The 22,563-nt window shown below is 42.1% G+C and carries 19 protein-coding genes, 1 rRNA gene and 1 pseudogene; 19 read left to right on the top strand and 2 right to left on the bottom strand.

The genetic code is table 11. The annotated features are described in order from the left end of the window. Window positions 1–239: 239 nt before the first annotated feature. Together WC819_01540 and WC819_01535 are read left to right on the top strand one after the other, a co-directional pair. On the top strand, window positions 240–2,585 hold the full coding sequence (locus tag WC819_01540) for an AAA family ATPase (GenBank protein MFA5986013.1): 2,346 nt from the start codon (window positions 240–242) through the stop codon (window positions 2,583–2,585). A 105-nt stretch (window positions 2,586–2,690) separates the two neighbouring features. Continuing rightward, window positions 2,691–2,966: a hypothetical protein gene (locus WC819_01535; GenBank protein MFA5986012.1), complete on the top strand. Its 276-nt coding sequence runs from the start codon at window positions 2,691–2,693 to the stop codon at window positions 2,964–2,966. Window positions 2,967–3,084: 118 nt separating this feature from the next. Here WC819_01535 and WC819_01530 read toward each other — a convergent pair whose 3' ends face one another. Beyond that, window positions 3,085–3,477 carry a hypothetical protein gene (locus WC819_01530; protein ID MFA5986011.1) on the bottom strand — a complete coding sequence of 131 codons (393 nt, stop codon included), beginning with the start codon at window positions 3,475–3,477 and terminating at the stop codon, window positions 3,085–3,087. 73 nt (window positions 3,478–3,550) lie between these two features. On the opposite strand from WC819_01530, the gene WC819_01525 reads away from it, so the two are divergent. From WC819_01525 to WC819_01480, 10 genes and pseudogenes are all read left to right on the top strand, one after another. Next, entirely contained in the window at window positions 3,551–4,906 is a 1,356-nt protein-coding gene (locus tag WC819_01525; protein MFA5986010.1) for a hypothetical protein, read from the top strand. Window positions 4,907–5,143: 237 nt separating this feature from the next. Next, the gene (locus WC819_01520) at window positions 5,144–5,977 is read left to right on the top strand and encodes a hypothetical protein (protein MFA5986009.1); all 834 of its coding nucleotides are present in this window, start codon (window positions 5,144–5,146) and stop codon (window positions 5,975–5,977) included. 577 nt (window positions 5,978–6,554) lie between these two features. Beyond that, window positions 6,555–8,417 (top strand): 16S ribosomal RNA (locus WC819_01515). Window positions 8,418–8,895: 478 nt separating this feature from the next. Further along, window positions 8,896–11,844: a hypothetical protein gene (locus WC819_01510; protein MFA5986008.1), complete on the top strand. Its 2,949-nt coding sequence runs from the start codon at window positions 8,896–8,898 to the stop codon at window positions 11,842–11,844. Between the two features lie 385 nt (window positions 11,845–12,229). Then, on the top strand, window positions 12,230–12,805 hold the full coding sequence (locus WC819_01505; GenBank protein MFA5986007.1) for an alpha/beta hydrolase: 576 nt from the start codon (window positions 12,230–12,232) through the stop codon (window positions 12,803–12,805). Between the two features lie 135 nt (window positions 12,806–12,940). Further along, window positions 12,941–13,921, top strand: a complete 981-nt coding sequence (locus WC819_01500) for a CARDB domain-containing protein (protein MFA5986006.1) — start codon at window positions 12,941–12,943, stop codon at window positions 13,919–13,921. A 331-nt stretch (window positions 13,922–14,252) separates the two neighbouring features. After that, window positions 14,253–14,771: a hypothetical protein gene (locus tag WC819_01495; GenBank protein ID MFA5986005.1), complete on the top strand. Its 519-nt coding sequence runs from the start codon at window positions 14,253–14,255 to the stop codon at window positions 14,769–14,771. Between the two features lie 58 nt (window positions 14,772–14,829). Further along, window positions 14,830–15,408 (top strand): annotated as a pseudogene (locus WC819_01490) (IMP cyclohydrolase). Window positions 15,409–15,525: 117 nt separating this feature from the next. Continuing rightward, complete coding sequence (locus WC819_01485) at window positions 15,526–15,942, top strand: hypothetical protein (protein MFA5986004.1); 417 nt, start codon at window positions 15,526–15,528, stop codon at window positions 15,940–15,942. Between the two features lie 149 nt (window positions 15,943–16,091). Further along, window positions 16,092–16,370, top strand: a complete 279-nt coding sequence (locus WC819_01480; protein MFA5986003.1) for a hypothetical protein — start codon at window positions 16,092–16,094, stop codon at window positions 16,368–16,370. A 149-nt stretch (window positions 16,371–16,519) separates the two neighbouring features. Here the strand turns inward: WC819_01480 and WC819_01475 are convergent, their stop codons facing one another. Then, entirely contained in the window at window positions 16,520–18,283 is a 1,764-nt protein-coding gene (locus tag WC819_01475) for a dihydroorotate dehydrogenase (protein MFA5986002.1), read from the bottom strand. A 367-nt stretch (window positions 18,284–18,650) separates the two neighbouring features. Between WC819_01475 and WC819_01470 the strand changes: the two genes are divergently transcribed. From WC819_01470 to WC819_01440, 7 genes are all read left to right on the top strand, one after another. Further along, on the top strand, window positions 18,651–19,307 hold the full coding sequence (locus tag WC819_01470) for a Type 1 glutamine amidotransferase-like domain-containing protein (GenBank protein ID MFA5986001.1): 657 nt from the start codon (window positions 18,651–18,653) through the stop codon (window positions 19,305–19,307). Between the two features lie 77 nt (window positions 19,308–19,384). Next, on the top strand, window positions 19,385–19,555 hold the full coding sequence (locus tag WC819_01465; GenBank protein ID MFA5986000.1) for an AbrB/MazE/SpoVT family DNA-binding domain-containing protein: 171 nt from the start codon (window positions 19,385–19,387) through the stop codon (window positions 19,553–19,555). Window positions 19,556–19,584: 29 nt separating this feature from the next. Further along, window positions 19,585–20,088 carry an NUDIX domain-containing protein gene (locus WC819_01460; protein MFA5985999.1) on the top strand — a complete coding sequence of 168 codons (504 nt, stop codon included), beginning with the start codon at window positions 19,585–19,587 and terminating at the stop codon, window positions 20,086–20,088. A 129-nt stretch (window positions 20,089–20,217) separates the two neighbouring features. Then, on the top strand, window positions 20,218–20,817 hold the full coding sequence (locus tag WC819_01455; protein MFA5985998.1) for a slipin family protein: 600 nt from the start codon (window positions 20,218–20,220) through the stop codon (window positions 20,815–20,817). Window positions 20,818–20,826: 9 nt separating this feature from the next. Continuing rightward, a complete protein-coding gene (locus WC819_01450; protein ID MFA5985997.1) occupies window positions 20,827–20,982 on the top strand; it encodes a hypothetical protein in 156 nt (51 codons plus the stop codon). A gap of 10 nt (window positions 20,983–20,992) precedes the next feature. Further along, window positions 20,993–21,859, top strand: a complete 867-nt coding sequence (locus WC819_01445; GenBank protein MFA5985996.1) for an EamA family transporter — start codon at window positions 20,993–20,995, stop codon at window positions 21,857–21,859. Between the two features lie 131 nt (window positions 21,860–21,990). After that, on the top strand, window positions 21,991–22,416 hold the full coding sequence (locus WC819_01440) for a hypothetical protein (GenBank protein ID MFA5985995.1): 426 nt from the start codon (window positions 21,991–21,993) through the stop codon (window positions 22,414–22,416). The last annotated feature ends 147 nt before the right edge of the window (window positions 22,417–22,563 follow it).

The raw sequence follows: 22,563 nt of genomic DNA, 5'->3' as shown, positions 1-22,563 counted from the left end.
ATGATCGTTTTGTCATTCCCGTGAAAACGGGAATCCAGGACCATGCTACATGTAATAAGGATTGATGCAAAATTTTCATTCTCCGATTTTTTGAAGGCAATCTTTGCGGGAGCGATAAGGGGTTTTTAGATTTGCAGAGTAATATGAAAACTTGCCCTAACACAATGTTATATATTATGATAGTATGATATAGAACAATTTTATCGTATTAAATTACTGGTTACTCATCCATTTGCCATATGTTTCTCAAAAGACTCGAAATTAAAGGATTTAAATCATTTGCTACGGAAACGACATTTGATTTTTCGCCACGGTGTAAAGGTACGCATAAGGATGGTGCCATGCATACCTGTGGTATCACAGCGATCGTCGGACCCAATGGCTCCGGTAAATCCAATGTGTCCGATGCGGTGCGGTGGGTGATGGGCGAGCAATCCATGAAGACATTGCGTGGAAAAAAGGGTGAAGATGTGATTTTCTCGGGATCAGAAAAGCGCGGTAAATTATCAATGGCGGAGGTGTCGTTGGTTTTTGACAATATGGACAAAGTGATGCCGATCGAGTTTGATGAAGTGATCGTGACGCGCAAAGTCTATCGCAATGGAGAGAGTGAATATCTTATCAACGATGCGCATGTGCGACTATTGGACATTGTGGATCTCTTGGCGCGCGTTGGTATTGGCAAGGAAAGTTATTGTGTCGTGGGGCAAGGTATGACCGACGCGATCTTGAACGCGAGTGCATTGGAAAGACGCGAGATCATCGAGGAAGCCGCCGGTGTCAAACATTTTCAGATTCGCAAGATGCGCGCACTTAAGAAACTTGATCGCACCAAAGAAAATCTCGATCAAGTACGTGCAATCATCACCGAAGTGACGCCACATTTGCGCTCTTTGCGCAGACAAGCGGGAAAGGCAAAGCAAGGAAAAGAGGTCCATGAAGCACTCAAAGAATCGCAACGCAATTATTTTGCGTTCATGTGGAACAATCTGTACGGGGAGAAAGTGCGCTTGGAAGATGAACGACAGCGGATCGGGATCGAACTAAAAAACGCGGAACGTGACGTAGATAAGCTCAACGATCAGATCATGGCGGAATCCAAAAAGGTGGAAGATGCGGAAAAGATTGGGGAGTACGAAAAAGAAAAGCGGGCTGTCTATGTGCAATTGCAATCACTGGAAAAAAAGGTTGCTGTAGCGGAGGGGCATATTGAGATCCAAAAAGAACGGCGCAATCACGAAAAGAAAGTGCGAAGTATCCCGGTGGATCTGCAATATGTACAAAAGCAACTATCGGATATTCGCACAAAGCAAGATGCGCTTGTCGCGGAGTTGGATGCTGTAGTGGAGATCGGTGAAATAAAAGCAATTGTCAAAAAATTAAAAGCGATCCACAAGGAGGTGGACCGTCTCTATGATGATGCGGGAAAAAAGCATATTGATGTTGTGCAGGATGATTATGATGCGCGTGTCAAAAAATATGATGATAAGATCGCAGAATTGGATCGTGAAATTGCGGAGCATGCCAAAAATATTATAGGAATTCGTAAAGAGATCGAACGATTAGACCATCTGATCACGGAAGCTGTTGCCGCGGACAAGCATGCGCGCATGCAGTTTTTTGCATTGGAGAAAGAATTGCGGGAGAAACAGCGCCTTCTCGATGCCGTGCGGGAACGATTCAATGAGACCAAGGTGGAGATCGCTCGTATAGAAGTGCGTGAGGAAGATGTGGTTACGGAGGTGCGACAGGAACTCGGTGTGGAAGTGGATGCGCTCGGTGCATGCACGGATGCGACCGCAACGCGCGAGGACATGGAGCGAGAGATGTACAAGTTGCGCAGTAAATATGAGCAGATCGGCGGGATCGATCCGATGGTGATCGAAGAGTATGAGGAGATGCAGGAACGATTTGATGTGCTCAACAACGAGTCAGAGGATCTGATGCAAGCGATCACACAGCTCAAAGAAGTGGTCAAAGAAATGGATCAAAAGATCCATACAGAATTCGTCTCCGCGTTCAAAGAGATCAATGTTGAGTTTACGAAATATTTCCGTATTCTGTTTAACGGTGGCAACGCAAAGCTTTCAAAGGTGATGGTAGACGTTACGCCGCAAAAAAAGAAAACGGATGAGATTGAAGGTGACGTCGAGTTGGAAATTTTGCAAGATATTGCGGATGAAGAGATGGCTAATACCAGAAAAAATCAAACAAAAACCGAAGTGGGAATTGAGATCATCGCATCACCGCCGGGCAAAAAGATCAAACACCTCTCATCACTCTCCGGTGGTGAACGCTCACTTACATCAGTAGCGATGTTGTTGGCGATCATTTCGTATAATCCACCGCCATTTACAATTCTTGATGAAGTGGAAGCGGCACTTGATGAGGCCAATTCACGACGTTTGGCAAAGATCTTTGCAGAATTGTCGCACAAGACGCAATTTATCATCATTACGCACAATCGTGAAACAATGCGACACTCTGATACGATGTATGGTGTGACAATGGGTCACGATGGCGCATCACAAATTCTTTCTGTCAAATTGGAACAGATCAAAAATGACGGAGAGATCGAGGAATGATTCTTATTTGACAAGGCGAGTGACTGACTATACAATGATCAGTCAGTTCTTTTTGTTGAAAAATGTTTCATAACATATCATACATACGACAAGGAGGAGGGTAAAATGCCAAATATCGAAATGCACGGATTTCCGATGTACAATGAAGATGTTGTGGTTAAAGATGTGAGATGCGTGTTCGCCGGAGCGTCATTTCAAGACAAGTATGTTATAACATCCGTTTTGTCAGATGTGCGAGATCACTATGGTGATGAAAAGCCATTCTTTCGTGTGTTTGTGACGCCGGATGATCCTCTTGATGAAATCGTCAAGAGATTAAAAACGCTTAAATATGATATTGAGGTTGTGCCTCTGCTTCGTTTTATCCCAAAGGAGGAGTGAGGTTTTGTGTATGCCTGTGGATATGATTGACCATATCCACAGGTCTTTTTTTATAAAATAAAAAGGTTGCGAATCATAATGAATTTTCGCAACCTTGTGTAAGGAATGTGCCGGCAGATCAATAGGTATTTTTTTGGCGGTATGCGATACCGGCAAAAATGATCCATAAACAAATTGTCAAACCGATGCTATAGAGAAAGATTTTTGCCGTGGCTGTGGTGACGGGTTGCAATCCATTCGTGAATAGATCGCTTAGGGTCAACGTAATCGCAAAAAAAATGATCGCTATACCAATGAATTTCATCATATCGATCATTACTTCGAGAATGGCCATAAACGCACCTTCTTTTTCGGCATTTTGATTGAATATGAAAATACCGGTACGCCATGGTGGCTTATTGATCATGCCTGTCGCACTGTCATAGAGAATGAATTTTATGAGATGACCGATTACAATAACTTTGATCGTGAGCCACGCTACAGATAATCCATATGCCAAAATCGTCAACATAAGAGCACCTCATTTGGTTATAGTGATGTTAGAGTAAAAGAACAGCTCATTTGCTATCCAGCCTAGCATAGGCATGTGCGGAGGGCAAGAATTTTTTGTTGACCCGTATAGTGAAAAGTTCTATACTGACTATGAATTAAGGAATTTACATAAAAAAATGTGCGGATTAGAATTACGGCAGTCGTTAGAAATAAAACAAAAGATCGATCAAAAATTAACTTTGCAAGAAAAGTTAGAATTGTTGCTATCAGTAAAAACACACATTGAAGATATCCGAAATGAAACATCAAAGCCTCCTGAGGACATTTTAAAAGAGATTGCTGAAAAATTAAAAAATGCTGTGGGGGAAGAGTATAAGGATCTTATCGATCTAATTTTGTCATCAGATGAGGTGTATGCGTTTTTACTGCAAGCAGAGGATAACATCATACAACTTGAAAAATATCTGCAAAAAATCGTAGTGAATTATTTATATATCACGCAAAAAAACACAGCCGGTAAGATGGTGGTGGAAAATGAAGATGGCGCAACAGAGGCACTTGAAGTGGATCTGCATCAATTTGACAAAGCACTCCGCAATCGTGATGAAACCATAAGAGAAATCGAAAACCTAGATAAAATATTAAAAAAACTGGAAGGCAATGTTGACGGAACATTACAGGAAAGGCGTCGATTGCAAAATGCTTTGAACGTCACCGATTCATTGAGAGATAACGTTGCAGATGTAAAACTATTATTACAGTATGTTTTGACTACAGAATATCAAGAAGGTGAGTCCATCATGTCCTTTCTTAACGATCATTATATATTGCAAAAATTGGATTTTATTATTTCTGAGAGGTTATTGAATAGGTTTAGCAGTGCATTTATGGCAAGGTCAATAAATAGCGCCAAGCCGGAATCATTCAAAAATGCATTTTCCAATGCGGTGGGAGAGTTCTCTTTGATGAGCATGGGGATCATTGATCCGGATATATTTGTGTTGCAAAAAGCGGATATACCAAACAACGTGCAGGAAAAACTGCGTGTCGAGTTAAAGAATGAAGGCGTCGATTTTGATGCAATGGTAAAAAAATATAATTTGGCACAAGGACGACAAATTTTTTGGCACAGATTTAACACGCTTGATAAAAAACCGACACGGCTAACAGACGATCTCATCAGAAATTTCATTACAAAAACAGTGCGAGCAGATATCAATGAGATTTATGAAGCTGTAGATTTTGAAAGCTTCTTTAATGATATGAAGAGTAGTTTCAGCGACGAAGAAGTCGGAAATTTAGGGACGCAGGAAGAGAGAAAGAGGGAAAAGAAAGATTTTTTTATGAGAAGATGTAGTGAGCTATTTGCAAGTGATCACATGCAAAAAAAGATCATAGAGCTCATCACGAGTAAGTGGTCAAAAGAAATGGCAATCTTTTACGAGTGATCCTTGTTTTATGCAGATCATGATAATAGATGATGTCAGGGCACATTGGTAATATTTAGAGTGCCTTTTTATTATAAGATATACGATGTGAGGAATATTTCTCATTCTGTTTTTTGTGTTGGTGATAAGCGGAATATTCATTGACAGAAAGTGGCAAATTTGCTATGCTTTCTTTTCTGGCGCTGGGTCAGAAATTTGATGATGTTATCTTAAAAAAATAGCAAAGGGGTGAGAATAATGGCAAAATGTCCATGTGGCTGTGGTGGGGAAATAGGGGATTTTGGAACGCTGGATGATTTATTGGACACTGTATCCAATGTATTTGGCAGTGGGGATTCTCGTGCGAGAAAAGCATCTGCTTTGGATCAAATAAAGAAAATATTTGGCAAACTGCCAAAAAATATCCGTGAACAAGTTCTCAGGGATCTACCAAAAGAGGTTCGGGATGCTTTGGGCGTGAAGGAGGTCTTCAAGCCGGCCGAACTCGTTATTGCTGAGCGTAAGATCAGCGGAATGGAGGTGGAAATTGCAGGTCTCCGTACCGACATCGATCTCTATTGCACGCAGGCCGACGATCTCCGCGAGGAGATCAAAAAATTGAAAAAGACCAACAAAAAACTCTCTGCGACCAAAGATGACCAAGCGGAAAAAATTTCGCAGATGCAGATCGACCTTGATATGGCGCATGCCGAGATCAAACATCTCCACGCAGTTCGCCGAGAGGATGCCAACATTTCTGATGTAAGGGAACGCGCGCTGGAAAGTTTTACCAACAGCCTTGATGCCAGAAATCGTGAACTCGTGACTCTTACTCCGGTCATTGCACGAGAGAAGAATCTGCGTGAGATCATCGATGCCATCGATCTTGGTGTCGGCAAGGCCGCGCTCCTGGTCGAGATCAACAAACTCAAATCCCTTATTGCAGATGTGGCAAAAGGTAACGGAGGCGACGCTTCTGTTGAACCATCTGACGGTGCGTCTGCTGAAACAAAGGTAGATGTTTCCACACAGGAAAACGTCCCCGGCAGTGCAGGTGAGGAGGAAGTAAAAAAGGGATCCCTACCTGTATAAAAGTTATTTAGACGGTTGTATTACTACGCATCATCACATAGTCGGCTTTTCTATAATAGGAAAGCCGATTTTTTTATTGATTCTTCATTTTTAATTCCTTATTATTTAACCGGGGTTGACCCCGTTAAATGGTGCTCAATTTAACCGGGGTTGACAAGATTTTTGATGCATGTATAATTGACTTTAGTGTTAAGAAATGAATACGGGTATCGTTGACTGCATTCACGAGAGTGAAAGAATGATACATCTCTGGACAAAATTTTCATCATATGATAAAGTTGTTAGAGATGTGTTTTTCTTTCTGTAAAGGAAAACGTGGACTTTAAAAATAGAATAAGACGATCATCAAATACTCGAGTAACAGTATTTGATGACAACTAGCAAATATACTAAATCACAATTTTTTGTGGTTAGTCCTAAAAATGTCACTATAATTTATTATAGTGTCCTGATCTATAAATTGAGTCTAAAAGAAATCTAGTTTTCGGACTAGATGGTTCAAACTCATTTGAGAATTTCTTCGGAAATTTCTGTAGCGTGGTGATTCATACACCTACAGTGAAATCAAAGTCATGTTTATATTGAGAGTTTGATCCTGGCTCAGGATGAACGCTGGCGGTGTGGATAAGGCATGCAAGTCGAATGCCACACCATTCAGCTTTTATGTTAGAATAGGCATATATGTATTATGTTTATCTAATTAAAAGTAAAAAACTTCACAAAGTATATACTGGATATACTGAAGATTTACGACAGAGAATGAAAGATCATAATTCTGGCAAGTCAAATTATACAAGCAGAGGAGTTCCTTGGGAGCTTGTATATTATGAAGCGTACGCGTCAAAAGAAGAAGCTCAACACAGGGAGAGAAGCCTGAAATTGAGAAGTAAAGCATACGCTCAGCTAAGAAAGAGAATTCAAAAGTCGGTAAATGAAAGTTGAATGGTGTGGCATGGCAAACGGGCTAGTAACACGTAGGAATCTGCCTCAAAGTCGTGGATAATCATTCGAAAGGATGGATAATACACGATAAGCTCTCCGGAGTAAAGATTTATCGCTTTGAGAGGAGCCTGCGTCCTATCAGCTTGTTGGTGAGGTAATAGCTCACCAAGGCTATGACGGGTAGGGGGTGTGAGAGCATGACCCCCAGCATTGGCACTGAGACACTGGCCAAACACCTACGGGTGGCTGCAGTCGCGTATATTCCACAATGGACGAAAGTCTGATGGAGCGACACCGCGTGCGAGATGAAGGCCTTAGGGTCGTAAATCGCTTTTATTAGGGATCAATGTACTGAGCGTACCTAATGAATAAGAGGTTACTAACTCTGTGCCAGCAGTAGCGGTAATACAGAGACCTCAAGCGTTATCCGGATTTATTGGGCGTAAAGCGTATGTAGGCGGGTGTGTTAGTCGTGGGTCAAATTCTCGAGCTCAACTCGAGAACCGCTCACGAAACGGCACATCTAGAGAAAGTGAGAGATAACTGGAACTCATGGTGTAGTAGTGAAATGCGTTGATATCATGGGGAACACCAAAGGCGAAGGCAGGTTATTGGCACTTTTCTGACGCTGAGATACGAAAGCGTGGGTAGCGAATGGGATTAGATACCCCAGTAGTCCACGCCGTAAACGCTGCATACTCGGCATATGGAGTATCGACCCTCTGTGTGTCTTAGCTAACGCGTTAAGTATGCCGCCTGGGAAGTACGAGCGCAAGCTTAAAACTCAAAGGAATAGACGGGGATCCGCACAAGTGGTGGAGCATGTGGTTTAATTCGACAATAAGCGAGAAACCTCACCAGGGCTAGAAACTTAGCTGCATACTATAGAAATATAGTAGCCTTCGAGGGTGCTAAGCAGGTGATGCATGGTCGTCGTCAGCTCGTGCCGTAAGGTGTTCCTTTAAGTAGGGAAACGAGCGCAACCCTTGTCGCGTGTTATATGTGTCACGCGAGACTGCCCAGACTTTTGCGCACAAGCGCAGAAATTTAGACTGGTAGACATGTGGATATGTAGACTTTTCTACAAATCTACCGTTCTACTGATCTACAAATCTGTTCGCTTGCGAATAAAAGTCTGGGAGGAAGGAGAGGATGACGTCAGATCAGCATGTCCCTTGACGCCCTGGGCAACACACGTGCTACAATGGCTGGGATAAAGGGTTGCCAAACCGCGAGGTGGAGCCAATCTCAAAAACCCAGTCTCAGTTCGGATTGGAGTCTGCAACTCGACTCCATGAAGCTGGAATCACTAGTAATCGTGAATCAGAATGTCACGGTGAATACGTTCTCGGATCTTGTACTCACCGCCCGTCACACCAAGAGAGCTGATAATACCCGAAGGTCCCGTGTCAAAGCGGGAATTACGGTAGGATCGGTAATAAGGGTGAAGTCGTAACAAGGCATCCGTAGCGGAAGCTGTGGATGGATCACCTCCTTTCTAGGGAGTAAAGGTGAAAAGAGTTGAGAGTCATCTCAAATTCTTAAACCCATAATGGTCGTTTGTACATCTTTTATAATGTACATTCGTGACTCAATTTATGGAATAGGACTAACCGCAAAAGTTTGTGAAAAAATTGTCATTCCTGCGTAGGCAGGAATCTTTGCTAGACAAACGTACTGTAGTTTTTGAACTACGGTTTTTTTGTTATTAAAAAAGATTTACTTTTTATGATTCAGTAACATAGATATACCTATCTTAAAAAAACCGCCATATGTATGTGGATATTACCACACACCCTTGACATTTCTCCACATTGTATGCTTTACTAATTAGTCTAGGCATTTCGTGTCTAGAAGGTAATTTAACAATAGATTTTGTGGATTAAAAAAAGAAAAAAGATTGTGAGAGGTAGAGTGAGTTGCGTGTTGATGTTGTTAAACGTAGGTAAAATGAAAATCCATTATTGGAGGAAGTTATGGCAGAAACCAAACGTAAATCATTGATGGTACGGGAATGTATTTGGGTGATGAACGAAAAAGATGGTAAGACCAAATGTTTGATCGGTCCGGCGGCCCTGGTCACAACTGGCGATGATGTCGGTTTAATGCCCGACCCTGCCGATCCAACCAAGGTTATTCCGGCAGATGAGGCGTCAAAGGCTATTCAACCTTTTGTTATCGTCCCATACGGAAAGTATGTGGTCATCACAAACCCGTCTGAGACGGCTAAAACGGACTATCCTAATGGACCGTGGAAACCGGGTGAAAATGAGATTCCCGACCTCTCGTTCGGGATCAAGAGGGTGATTACTCATGGTAATTTTCCTATCTGGCCCGGACAAAGTAAAGAGGAGCGAGAGATTCACCGTCTTTCCAGTGATGATTACCTCATCGTTGAGGTCGTCGGTGAAGTTGATAAGTCCGCTCCGTATTATTCTATCACCGAGTCGTGCGCTCGCATCGTTAAAGCCGTTGTCGATCAGGCAACCGTAGCGAAGGATGTTGAGCCACTTAAAACGGGCGAAGAGTCAGGAGAGAACGCTGAACAAGCAAGTGTTAGCGAAGGATCATCATCTCCCAGTATTCCAAAAACTGAAACGGACATGGTAGAGGAAATCACCTACAAGATTGGTCAACGGATTGTTATTCCGGGGTCAGTGACTCCGACGTACATTCCGCCTACTGGCATTGAGTTGGTTTCCGAAATGCGTTCAGTTGAAACATCAAAAGATGCACTTTCTCAGATTGATGTTTCCAGGCTGAAGATGGATTCTCGTCAAGTTCTTGCCAAAATTGATGAGGCAATCAGTAACGGGAAAATTACCGCCTCATGTTTTTCGGCTGTATGCCAAGAAGCTGGTGTGCATGAGACACGTGCTTATAATACCGAAAGATTGGCAAATCGTTTTCGGGATGAAAATGACATGAGTGAACACAAGGCACTCAAAGAAGCGATCAATCACATGGATCCGGATGATTTTGATAAAATTGGAACATGGTTGGTTAGACCCGCTGACGTTTTCGTGAAAACTGAGGGCAAAAAACCTTCCGACGACCCGTATGTGCGGAAAGCAAAGGTTCCCGGACCGACCCAGTTCTGCGTATTGGTTGATCCCGAAGGAATTCCCCAATCCTACAAAGGCTCTGGCCGTGTTTTTCCTGGACCGTATGATCGATTCCGCACCGAAGGAACGAGTGATGGTTTGTACGAAGCGTATCATATCCGTCAAGATCGTGGAATTTTGTTGCGCGTTTTGATCGATGGGTTGTCCAAAGCCGAGATCGAGAGGCAAATACCGAGTTGTCCCAAGGATGTTTTCGAGAAAAATGAGTACTCAAAGGGCGATGAAATTTTTGTGGCCGGCTTCGACACATTCGTCGTGCCGTCCAAGTCTTTTGAGGTTATCAATCCAGAGACCAGAAAGCCCCACATCGGGAATGATCATACGGATGTATATATCAAAGCCATCGGTGTCGATCAAAAAAGTGGTATATATGTAGCTGATGTCAACACTGGTAATATTCCCACAATCAAAGGTGAGGCGAAGCTACTTCTTGATCCCAGAAAGAGTAAGCATGTCAAGCGTAAAGTGCCTGCTCATTTGTGGAATCTCATGGTTGGACATGGGGAACCGCACAAAATGGTGCGAGAAGTATCTGATATGATGGTTGAGACACCTTGGGCGCTCTCCATACCTGTTCAAAATAATGAAGCAGCACTGATCATTGGAAAAGATCGGCGTGAGGTAGTCGTGGGTCCCAAGGTAGCACTTCTCAATTATGAGGAAGTTTTTGAAATCTTAAAACTTTCTATGGATACTCCGAAGAGTGATGTTCGAACTTTGGAAACATGCTTTCTGCGTATCTCCGGTAACCGCATCAGTGATGAGATCCATCTTGAAACATCAGATTTTGTGACGATCGATCTGCGGTTAAATTTCGGTGTCAGTTTCGTTGGTGATTCGGATAAAGAGCGGGTGGCCTGGTTCAATTACAAAGATCCGATAGGCCTCCTCTGTTCCCAGGTACGTAGCCGGCTCAAGGCTGCATCACGAACGGTATCTCTGCAGGATCTTTATCCTAGGATCTCTGATTTTGTGCGAGATGTTATCTTGGGCAAAAAACCTGATGGCGAAGGTCATCGTGCTGGACTGCTGTTCAAGGAAAATAACATGTTGGTCAATGAGGTTGAGGTGATTTCATATGAAATTCCGGATGATGATATCGCCGATGCTTTACGGCAATGCAATCGGGAGATTGTTGAGAGTCAAATCACTACAGCCAAGGAAAGAGTAAAACTCAATGCAAAAGAATTGCTGGAAGGCATACAAAAGTCCAGCGATGCATTGGATATCATCAGTGCCAGGCGTAAGCGAAATGTTGAGTCAATTCAAGCGCGCCAACAGCATATGGTAATCAAGCTGCAGAATTCTTTAACTTCAGTCATTAAGCTGGAAGAGAAGAACTTTGCATGTACTTTGGCTCAGGTTGAGGAAAATCTGGCTAATGCTAAGGCCGATGCCTTGCGCAAACGTAGTTTTGCTGACGATAATCAGGATATCAATCTGATTGCAACAAGACGTCAGAAGCTGGTTGAGTTTCGTCAATCCCTGGCTGACATTGAAGAGGCCATTATTGAGGCAACGGCTGCAGCTGATGTATCCCGACTTAAGGCCATTCAACCACGTTTGGTGGAAGCTCTGGAAGCTCTCGGAAACAAAGAGTTGGCTACGGCGTTGGCGGAAAATCTGCCAAAGGCCGGTGGAGCTCTGGGATTTCTGCTGGGGCACAAGGGTTTGGATGCCCTTAAGGCAATGGTTCCCGGCACTATGATGGAGGCCGGTCTCAATGCACTGGGCATTACTTCCAAGCAACTTGAAGCAGAGGCTCATGCTACAGAAAAAGAAAAAACCGATCAAGAATAGGAGGAGTGGTCCGCAGTAATTCCGTAGTGACAAATTTTATTGATATTGATCTCAAGGGGCTCGTAAAAAAACGAGCCCCTTTTTATATAATGATTCATAAATTTTTGCAATAGGAATGAAAAAATCAGTGTTTTAGTTGATCGATTGTAACACAAATGTTACATTTAAGGCATAAAATTTTACTATTATAATGACTTTTGAATCAAAGAAGCTTTGGAAAAATCTTGCGAGATTGTAAATGAAAAAACAGATGTTTTTGAAAAAGCGGTTATTTTCATTTGGAAACAGTTGGGGAAATTCAAAAAGTCAAAGCGGAGATCTGAGGAGGTTTTAAGGGTAAAAATTTAATGCTGGAAAAAAATTTAACTAATTTTTTGCAATAATTATGGAATGTATAATCATTCACGGCTGCCCGTCTGATGTAGAAAAGACAATGAATTCTGAAACGAGGACTTATGATAAGCACTGGATTCCTTGGATAAAAGAAAAACTGACTGAAAAAGGTATAAAAGTTGAAACCCCACTTATGCCAGAACCGTGGTATCCAAATTACGAAAAATTCAAGACAGAATTTGAAAAATATGAAGTCACTGAAGATGCTGTCCTAATTGGACACAGTTGTGGTTGTGCTTTTTTAGCCCGCTGGTTAGGGGAAACAAAACAAAAGGTGGCAAAGTTGATATTGGTGGCTCCTTGGAAAATACCTGATGAGAGTGATGGGGATGATGAGGATAGAAAAAAATTCTATATCTATCCGATTGACGAAACGATCAAAGATAGGATTCAAAAAATTGTAATGTTCACGGCGGATGATGAGGAGGATAATGGCAAGAAAAGTCTTGAAATTTATCACGAAGCATTGGGCGGTGAAGTTATTGTTCTGAAAGGACGCGGACATTATACGATGGGAGATATGGGGACGATTGAATTTCCAGAGTTAATTGAAGCGATTTTAAAATAATTATTATTTTCTCCCACGGAGCATCTTCTTTTTATGGGATAAAGGTGAATATTTACATCAATGAATATTATTTTTCTACATTTTTTATGGTATAATGTTATTAAATGAAAAGGTATAAAAATTAACCATAAATCTATGGAAAACGAACCAACGCCAGTAGAAGAAAACGAATCAATGTCGGGGGAGGAATCCGAACACGTTTCGGACGAACAGCCGACAAAAAAGTTTACTCCGTTTCAGTGGGCAGTAATGATTCTCCTAGGTGTCTTAGTTTTGGTATTGGTTGGATTTTTTGTTGTTTATGCGTTGAAAAAATCGGATAATGATCGTGCGATTGAAGAGGAAGCACAAAAGACGACAACAACCAGTGAGGATGCTGTCGACACAAATGTAAAGCCGCCAAGCGTGCCCTCTGTGAGCGAACCTGCAAATTCAGATGAAACCGTGACGAATGTGGTAAAAAAACCGGATCTCTATGTGAAAAGTTATGATCTCGGTGAAACTCCGCGGATCGGTGATGAATTTACGGCAAAGATCGTTGTGGGAAACAAAGGCACGATTGCCGCAGGAGGTTTCAGTTGGGAATGGTGGCCGACAAGTTCCGGTCGTGATTGTAAGGGTGATATAGACAGTTTAGCTGTCGGCGGGACGAAGCTTATTGAGTGTGAATATACGTATGATGAAACGGACGAATATTCTACGAAATTCATCGTTGACTCAAAAGATGATGTTAATGAAAGTGATGAAAACAATAACGTGAGCACAAAGAAAATTAACGTGGCAGAAAAAGCCGATCTCTATGTCAGTGACTATGATTTTAATCATGATCCGGTTTCGGGGGAGGAATTCACGGTAAGAATAAAGATCAAGAACAAAGGGGAAACCGATGCAGAGGATTTCTATTGGGAATGGTGGGGGACAGTGACAGGTAGTAGGGCATGTCGCGAAAAAATTGATATTCTCAAGGCTGGTGACAGTGAGACGGTAGAGTGTGACTATACATATGGTGGCTGGGCAGACTATACGACAAAAGCAGTCGTAGATTCTGATACGGATGTCGATGAAAGCGATGAAGGCAATAACACATATACGAAAAATGTGATCCCGATCCATTAAACATCATTTTTGCTTTGTAGAGCTGTAGGACAGCGGAGAGTCATTGAGCTGTATTTGATGAGATAAAAAAAGACCCAAAAGTTTATGAATATTCTTTTGGGTCTTTTGTTTAAATGTAGAGGAGCATTATTTTGAACGATGCTTGACGGATTGGATAACATTTGTTATTATTCCTCGTCGTTCGTTAATAAAATATTCAGGTAGTTTTTGTCAAAAAACGTAGGTTAAATGCGAATTTATCGCAAAAACTTAGATTGAGGAGGAAGAAAAAATGGATCATTTTCACAATTTTCCATGCACGAATTTTCACACTGATAGCCTGGCGCTTCATATGAGAATCATGAAGGTGGCACATACGATCTTTGACATCGCACTAGAGGCGAAAATTCTTGAAGTGCCGGACCGTCTGGCTTTAGTGCTGGCATTGCAACATGAAGAGATGCCAGTGCCATGCTTGGTGAGTAAGATCGGCTACAGTTTTCCAGACGATGTGTTTTTTACGGGTTGTTTTGGTCTTGCGCCGGAAAAGATCGGCAGAACATTTGCCAATGGGCATCTCAGCTCGTTCCAGACGCGCGATGATGAAAATAAAAAGTACGGTGGCGGCATCGTACTAAATATTCATGGTGTACGATGGGGGATTGCAGCATCCGGATTGCGAGCGCTTGAGGATGAGGGTGTGGCGCTTGTTTCGGGTATGTATACATTTAACATCTCATCATTCACATCCGAGATTCATAAAATCCTGGAAATCAGCGGTAACACATTTGCCGAAAAGTTGTTAAAAAAAGTTTCAGACGAGATCGGTCCGCCGGCAAGGTTTCTGAAGCATGTCTTCGTACGCGCCTGATCGCGTCAAAAAATCACAGATCTTTTTGTCATCAGGGACAAAGAGAAAGGAGAATGTAATGGAACGAAAAATTGATCGTGCACTGATTAGCCTGACAGATAAGACATGGATTGAAGGATTTGCCGCGGAGTTGGCAAAAGTGGACATCGAGATCTTGTCGACTGGTGGTACTGCAAAAAAATTGCGGGATTTCGGTATAGACGTCATCGATGTTTCTGATTTCACCGGATTTCCCGAGATGCTTGACGGACGGGTCAAGACGCTTCACCCCATGGTCCACGGTGGCATCTTGCATCAGCGAGATAATCCGGAGCACCAATTGACGTGCGAGAAGCATGGCATAAAACCCATCGATCTCGTTGCAGTCAATCTGTATGCGTTTGAAAAAACTGTTGCCAACCCGGACTGCTCATTGGAGGATGCCATCGAAAACATCGACATCGGTGGACCGACGCTTCTGCGTGCAGCGGCAAAAAATTGGCATGATGTAACGGTCATTGTCGACCCGGCAGATTATCCACAAGTGCTGGAGGAGATCTGGGCAACGGGCAATACCAACCCGGAAACGCGCTTCATGCTTATGAAGAAAGTGTTTGCCCTCACCGCCGCCTACGATACGGCAATCTCCAACTGGTTGGAGAAAAAATAATACGATCATCCCGGTCAGAAGCCAATCTCAGAACATGAGATTGGCTTCTATTTTTTATCTATAGTAATATTGGTATGAGAATCGCTATTTTTTAAACACATAATTATGGTAAATTACGAAATCCCAAGCGTAAATATTGGCGGAGCGCAGGAACAAGAAAAAAGAAATTTGGACATTGAAAAAATACAGAGGAGAGAAAGACGCATCGCTTTGACAAAAGAATGCAGTGAAAGTGGTGAAAGGTTTCCTTTTCCCGGAATCAATTCACATAGTTATGCAAAATTAAAAGCAGAGGAAGAGGAATTTCCAGGATTTGTTACGCTGATAGATGAATTGATAGAAAGATTCAAACAGGAGGGCATGAAAGTTTCTTTTGGGATAGATCCAAAAAGTGGCAATATTCTCGTCCTGCCTTTTGGGAGTGAAGATATAAAATATGAGAGTATTCTTCCCAAACATTTGGATATTAGTGAAGATATGGATGAAAGACTCAAGGAATTGATCATGCTCAGCAGAGTGTGATGAAAACTGGTTGGAGATCTCTGGGGAATCTTCTATTTTTATGTATCATAGTGATCATGAAATAAAAAATGTTTTTTTATGTACTACTAATGCAATCCGGTGCATTGTGATTTTTTATGTAGGTTAAATAATTTATTAAGAACGTGTTTATGAAGCATGAAATCAAAGCATTTGTAGAGTCTATGACGCGCAAACAAACGCAAGATCTTTTTACAACACATGTTGTGGACGTTTCTCAGGAGGCAACACATGTTGTGATATGGGTTGATAATGTCCAGCCATTACATGAATTATCTCATGATGATCATGATGAACAGATCAAAAAGGCGGTGGATCACGTCTGTGGAGAAGGATGTACATATGAGGTCAAAGTGCATAAGGGAAATATGGTTCACGAAAGATCAAATCATGTGCAACGGCATGCATAGGACGCCGAGTGGTTTTTTACAGAGTGAGTGTTTAATGATCCGGGATAGAAGCTTCCATGGAAGGCTTTGTGTTGAGTAAAGAAATAAAAGAGACAGTGCGACAAAGGTGTCGACTGCCTCTATTTTTATATGATGAGATCATCATACATTTAGGAACGTTTGAGACTTTTTACAATCTCAGACGTTGACGTATATCCGTGAAAATGCGCCACTTCTCGCAACTTTTCAAGCGCTTGGGGAAAGATCGTGCGATTGGCAAATCCTGATGTGCCAAAGGCTGTTGCCGTCGCACCTGCCATCATAAATTCCGCTGCCGTGTACCCATTCTCATTACCGCCCATACCGATGATCGGGATTTTTACGGCTTGTGCAATACTCATCACACAGCGCAAGGCGATGGGGCGAATTGCCGGCCCCGATAGTCCGCCGACAACCTTGGCAAGTACGGGTTTGCGATTCCATATATCAATCGCAGTGCCAAGTACAGTATTGATGGCTGAGATCGCATCAGCACCAGCATCTTCTACAGCCCGTGCGATCATTGCAATATCAGTGTCGTTTGGGGTGAGTTTGACGATGGTGGGAAAGCGTGAAATGTTTTTTACTGCAGATGTCACACGTGCTGCAAAATGGGGATCTACACCAAAGATCATTCCGCCTTCTTTTACATTCGGACAGGAGATGTTTACTTCCAGAGCGCCAATATCTGTGTCATTGAGCCGTTCTGTCATTGCCTGGTATTCCTCGATCGAAATGCCGTTGATGTTTGCGATGATCGGGATGTTTAGTGTAAGCAGACGCGGTAGTATATCTGTGATAAAAGCATCAATGCCGATATACTCCAAACCGATCGAATTGAGCATGCCGGAGGGTGTTTCGCACACACGTGGCATGGGATTACCGGATCGAGGGTAAAGTGAAAGTCCCTTGATGACAAATGCGCCCAACCCTGTAAGATCGACACTACCGTCCATGCACGCATCAAGATCCAATGTGCCGGAGCAATTCATAAATGGTGTCGCAAGCATGAGATTGCCAATCGTACATCGTGTGTCGATGTCCTTTTTGTTAATGATTGTGCGAGGCGTAACTATGCGTGGTGTAGATCGAGGTGAGAATAGATCCCAACAGATCCACTGGGAATCAAATGCGGGACCGTCAGCGCATACATGGCGTACCTCCTTGCCATCAACACCACCAAAGATCGCACATTCTTTGCACGAGCCCATGCCACAGACCATGACCTCTTCCACGATCACGATACAGGGATTTCCATGCATTTCGCAGAGATCGTGGACTTTTCGCAACATGATCTTTGGACCGCATGCAACAACCGTTGAACGACCGTTGTCAGTGCGCAGAGCGTCATGCAGAAGTTGCGTGACAAGGCCTGTGCGCGCAGATCCGCGTTCCGTGATGGTTTCAAGATTGATGGGAGGGTTATTGAATTGTGCAAGAGCGGGAATCAATCCCTCTTCTCTTGCGCCAAGGTAGACAGTCACATCCATGTGCTGATCCAGTGCTTTGTGCATTGGTTGGACCAGTGCCGCATTGCCGATCCCGCCACCAATGAAAATGCAGGATGTGCAATTTTGACCAAGATCGATCTCTTTTCCATAAGGACCATAGAGATTGATCTGTTCTCCTGGTTGCATACATGCATATGCGCGCGTGTTTGTGCCAATCGTGTTGATCAGCAGTGTGAGTACGGTGTCATGATAGGAAACGATCGTGAATGGTCGCGGGGCGATTGTCGTTCGGTCAATGGGGGCCAGACTGATAAATTGTCCTGCCGTCGCCGAAAAATGATCTTTGTCCAAACGCAGTTGCAATTCATGCACATGTGAACCTTCTGTTTCCGGATGATTGGATAGTACAGTTGCTGTAAAGATCTTCTCTGGCGATGGGGTCATAGGGCAATTCTCCTTTTGATGATCTAAGCGATCTGGGTTATGAATGTCATGAAGTGTATATACACGGTATTATCAATGAACGAGGAGAGAGATAGCGCAATCTCCTTAGTACACAGAATAGTGAATATCGTGCGAAAAAGCAAATTATGTGCACATGTGACAAAAGAAGGCGAGAGTCTGTCTTCACAAAATTCTAGATGATCACTTTCGTGAAAGAGTCACTTTTTTGTGAGAAATTTGAGCTATTTATCCACTACTTATGCAGTGATACAGGTGAGCTTTTTTCTGGCTTTTCTCTATATGCAGTGCTAGAATAATAAAAGATAAAAGCCTCTATAGAAGCTTCTATAATATATAATTTAAAAAAATGAAACTACTTCTCACATCAGCTGGGCTGACCAATAAAACAATTTCCAACGCGCTTTTGGAACTGACCGAACGTCCCTTTGCGGAGTTGAATTTGGCATTTATTCCTACAGCGGCCAATGTGGAAATTGGCGACAAGGACTGGGTGATTGATGATTTGAATTATTGCAAAGACCTTGGATTTAACTCAATTGATATCGTAGATATCTCTGCTATTCCAAAAGAACTTTGGTTGCCGAGGTTGCAAGTTGCAGACATTTTACTTTTTGAAGGTGGGCACACATACTATTTGATGTCCTGGATTGAAAAATCTGGATTAAAAGAATTACTACCAGAAATGCTTAAGACAAAAGTGTATGTCGGAATTAGCGCGGGCAGTATGGTGATGTGCCCAAATTTGGATCTTAGCACTGCGGAAAGATTTTACTTTGAACCGCTTAAGGGTGATGAAAAAGATGAGGGTCTTGGATTTATCGAATTTTTAGTTCGTCCGCATCTCAACTCACAATATTTCCCTGAAGTAACATTAAATAACATGGAAAAAATATCCAAAGAAGTGCCGGAAACTTTTTATGCCATTGATGATAACACAGCCATCAAAGTTGTGGACGGCAAGGTTGAGGTGGTTTCTGAAGGTATTTGGAAGAAATTTAATTGATGATTTATTGGAGAGAAATGATAAAATAGTAATAGAGGCCTCTATAGAAGCTTCTATAAAGATAATTAAAAAAACATATGAATGACAAAAAATCTATCCATAAACTTAAGAAGTCCAGTGCGTATAGTTATTCTGTGACCATCCCCAAAGAGATGGTGGATAAGTATGGTTGGAAAGAACATCAGAAACTTGTCATTACGGATAAAGGGCGAGGAAAGATCGAGATCAGTGATTGGAAGAAAAAATAAAAATGATGTATATTGGCTAAATTACGATCATGAAAGAAGAAAAAGTTTTGACGGATGCAGTGCTTTGTTATTTAGTTAAGAATGACAAAGTCTTGTTGGCGCGAAAGGCAAAAAAGATCGGTGAGGGTTGTTGGAGCGGTTATGGTGGTGGTATCGATGGGCATGAGACGGAACTGCAAGCAGTAATAAGAGAAACAAAAGAAGAAGGACATCTGACGTTATCAGAAAAATTTTTGGAAAAAGTGGCTATCATCGATTTTCATAATACAAAAAGTGATGGAAAAATCTTTATTTGCAAAGTCCATGTGTATTTGGCAACCAAATGGTCGGGAGAGCCAAAAGAAACCGAAGAGATGCTTTCGCCTACGTGGTTTGATAGAGACCATCTTCCTTTTGACGAAATGATGCCATCCGACAAGGAGTGGTTTCCACAATTATTGACGGGACAAAAGTTGATCGCCAAAGCATATCTCGGACCATTTCAGAAAACTTCTTTAGGGGAGACAGAGATCACATACGTGAAAGGTTTTTAATAGGCGTCTCTTATAAAAATAGTTACAAATGTGGGGTTTGTAGGTATGTTTAAAATATAATTTTTTAAAACTCTGCATTTATTGTTTAGTCGTGCTATAATCAAAGTATAATTATTTACATGTGAATTTATGAGCTTTATTATTACGATTGCACTCCCGATTTTTGTTTTTCTCATTCTTCCCGGATTTCGTGTGGTGCAACAATATGAAAAAGGTGTTGTTTTTCGATTTGGGAAAATCATTTCCAGTAGAGATCCGGGGCTTAATTGGATCATTCCATATGTCGATCGGATGCGCAAAATTGATTTTCGTACAGTGACATTGCCAATCCCACCACAAAAGATCATTACAAAGGATAACGTATCGGTGGACATCTCTGCAGTAGCATATTATAAAATTGTCGACGCGGAAAAGAGTATCGTATCGATCGAAGATGTGCGCAGTGCGATCAATCAAATCGCGCAGACGACAGTGCGAAATATCGTAGGGCGCTTTCAATTGGATGAAGTGCTCTCTGAACGAGATGAGATCAACAGAGAGATCAGTACCGTGCTCGATAGTAACACAGAGCCATGGGGCGTCTTGGTTTCTGTGGTAGAGATCAAAGATATTGAACTTCCAGAAAATATGCAACGAGCGATGGCAAAGCAAGCGGAGGCAGAAAGAGAAAAGCGTGCAAAGATCATTGCGGCAGAGGGAGAACTTTTGGCTAGTCAAAAATTGGCATAGACAGCAGATGTGATGGCGGCACATCCGATCGCATTGCAGTTGCGTAATTTGCAGACCATGGCGGAGATCAGCGTAGAAAAGAATTCCACAATTATCTTCCCCGCGCAATTTATGGGTACGGTCAATGATATACAATCCTTTCTTTCTAAAGAAAAAATCTCGTAAATGTAGATAAATGATGTGGTTTATTCTTACTATCCTTTCAATTTTTGCTTTGGCAACGGCGGAATTGATGCAACAGCATTTGTTGAATGCAAAAAACGCTTTTGATGAAAGAGCGAGTGCCGTTTTGACTTTCTTAGTGCAGTCATTGATAACAGTTCCATTTCTTTTTCTCTTTGGGGTCGCGGATCAGGTTTTTTCTGTTTTTGATCCGACGGTTTTTCCCAGAGTTCTTTTAGTGTCGCTCATCTCTTCTGTGGCGATGATCTTTTATTTAAAAAGTTTCAAGGTAAAAAATATCAGCATCTCCGCGATCTTTGTTTCTTTTTCAGCGATTGTCTCAACTTTTCTGGGTATCATTTTTTTCGCAGAATCGACAAGTGTCGTGAAATTCTTTGGTATTTTTTTGATCCTGATGGCGATCATCATGGCAAATTACAAAAATGTCATTTTAGAAAAAAATCACTGGTATGGTCTGGTTGCCGGGTGCATTTTTGGTATTTGTTATACTTTTGACAAAAGCATCATACTGGATATTCATCCATTGGTGTATATATTCTGGACATTCTCCATGATCGCCGTGTGGGGTTTTCTTTTGGGAACAAAGAGGGTGGTGCGTTCTCTGAAGGACAAAAAACTGAATGCATATAAACCGATCTTCATTTCGGGTGTTGGCTATTTTTTGTATAACTTTTTTACTTTTACCGCTTACAGACTTGGGGGAGAAGTTGGACGGATCGATGCGATAAATAACTCTCAGATATTCTTAATTATTTTGTTTGAATTTTTTATATTAAAACACACACAAGGCACAATGAGGAAAATCCTATCAGCGGGATTGGCAGTCGCGGGTGTTCTTATGCTGGGATTTGCCCGATAGATAAAAATTTTTACGAATGTGGCGCAAGTTGTGTTGACAGAGGATTGGCATCGTCATATTATTACGGCGTTCTTTACTAATGGCGAATATTGTTCACAAATGCATAGTCAACGATACAAGGAGAGAATATCATGCAAAACAGATGTGATATGGGAGGAATATTATTCAATCTTATGATCAGCGTCGTTTGCTACAAAACGAAATTTGAAAAAGGTCCTTTGGAATCATCTGAGGATCAGATCGAAAAGGTCGGCGTGGCGATGCGCATTGCCAATGAGATACTTGCGGGAGAGTGGCATGTGACCGAGCGAGGCTATCTCATTCGGGGTATTGCGAAAGACGTAGATGTGCATCATGTCAAATTAGAGGTCGATCAAAACGTACAAAGCATCATAAATCTCTCACAGATCATGCGAGGAGCAATGGTAAAAAATGACAAAGAATACGTATCATTGCCTGACTTGCATTTTGAGAATGGCGATGGGCTCATGCATGTGGGTGCGGATGAAAATGGGTTATATATCGTTGAGATCTTTAATTTGCGAGGTAAAACATAACTGAGCATGTCGTGGCGCTTTCTATAAAGAAGCGCCACTTTCATTTGTGTCAAAGTGTCGATAAATCTAAAAGTATTGACGTTTGACAAGGGGCTAAATCCATATTATGCTTGCGTGACTGTTTTCTTAACAACTTACGAGAGCGGA

This window comes from Parcubacteria group bacterium, from assembly GCA_041660065.1.
GTDB lineage: Bacteria > Patescibacteriota > Minisyncoccia > Moranbacterales.
This window is presented reverse-complemented; position numbering and strand designations above follow the sequence as displayed.

Excerpts from the sequence above, each read along its gene's own strand:
- WC819_01530 (MFA5986011.1), bottom strand. The coding sequence starts at position 3,477 with ATGTTGACGATTTTGGCATATGGATTATCTGTAGCGTGGCTCACGATC.
- WC819_01470 (MFA5986001.1), top strand. The coding sequence starts at position 18,651 with ATGAAACTACTTCTCACATCAGCTGGGCTGACCAATAAAACAATTTCC.
- WC819_01485 (MFA5986004.1), top strand. The coding sequence starts at position 15,526 with ATGGTAAATTACGAAATCCCAAGCGTAAATATTGGCGGAGCGCAGGAA.
- WC819_01520 (MFA5986009.1), top strand. The coding sequence starts at position 5,144 with ATGGCAAAATGTCCATGTGGCTGTGGTGGGGAAATAGGGGATTTTGGA.
- WC819_01460 (MFA5985999.1), top strand. The coding sequence starts at position 19,585 with ATGAAAGAAGAAAAAGTTTTGACGGATGCAGTGCTTTGTTATTTAGTT.
- WC819_01440 (MFA5985995.1), top strand. The coding sequence starts at position 21,991 with ATGCAAAACAGATGTGATATGGGAGGAATATTATTCAATCTTATGATC.
- WC819_01445 (MFA5985996.1), top strand. The coding sequence starts at position 20,993 with ATGATGTGGTTTATTCTTACTATCCTTTCAATTTTTGCTTTGGCAACG.
- WC819_01455 (MFA5985998.1), top strand. The coding sequence starts at position 20,218 with ATGAGCTTTATTATTACGATTGCACTCCCGATTTTTGTTTTTCTCATT.
- WC819_01540 (MFA5986013.1), top strand. The coding sequence starts at position 240 with ATGTTTCTCAAAAGACTCGAAATTAAAGGATTTAAATCATTTGCTACG.
- WC819_01465 (MFA5986000.1), top strand. The coding sequence starts at position 19,385 with ATGAATGACAAAAAATCTATCCATAAACTTAAGAAGTCCAGTGCGTAT.
- WC819_01535 (MFA5986012.1), top strand. The coding sequence starts at position 2,691 with ATGCCAAATATCGAAATGCACGGATTTCCGATGTACAATGAAGATGTT.
- WC819_01500 (MFA5986006.1), top strand. The coding sequence starts at position 12,941 with ATGGAAAACGAACCAACGCCAGTAGAAGAAAACGAATCAATGTCGGGG.
- WC819_01510 (MFA5986008.1), top strand. The coding sequence starts at position 8,896 with ATGGCAGAAACCAAACGTAAATCATTGATGGTACGGGAATGTATTTGG.
- WC819_01495 (MFA5986005.1), top strand. The coding sequence starts at position 14,253 with ATGAGAATCATGAAGGTGGCACATACGATCTTTGACATCGCACTAGAG.
- WC819_01475 (MFA5986002.1), bottom strand. The coding sequence starts at position 18,283 with ATGACCCCATCGCCAGAGAAGATCTTTACAGCAACTGTACTATCCAAT.
- WC819_01480 (MFA5986003.1), top strand. The coding sequence starts at position 16,092 with ATGAAGCATGAAATCAAAGCATTTGTAGAGTCTATGACGCGCAAACAA.
- WC819_01525 (MFA5986010.1), top strand. The coding sequence starts at position 3,551 with ATGTGCGGAGGGCAAGAATTTTTTGTTGACCCGTATAGTGAAAAGTTC.
- WC819_01505 (MFA5986007.1), top strand. The coding sequence starts at position 12,230 with ATGGAATGTATAATCATTCACGGCTGCCCGTCTGATGTAGAAAAGACA.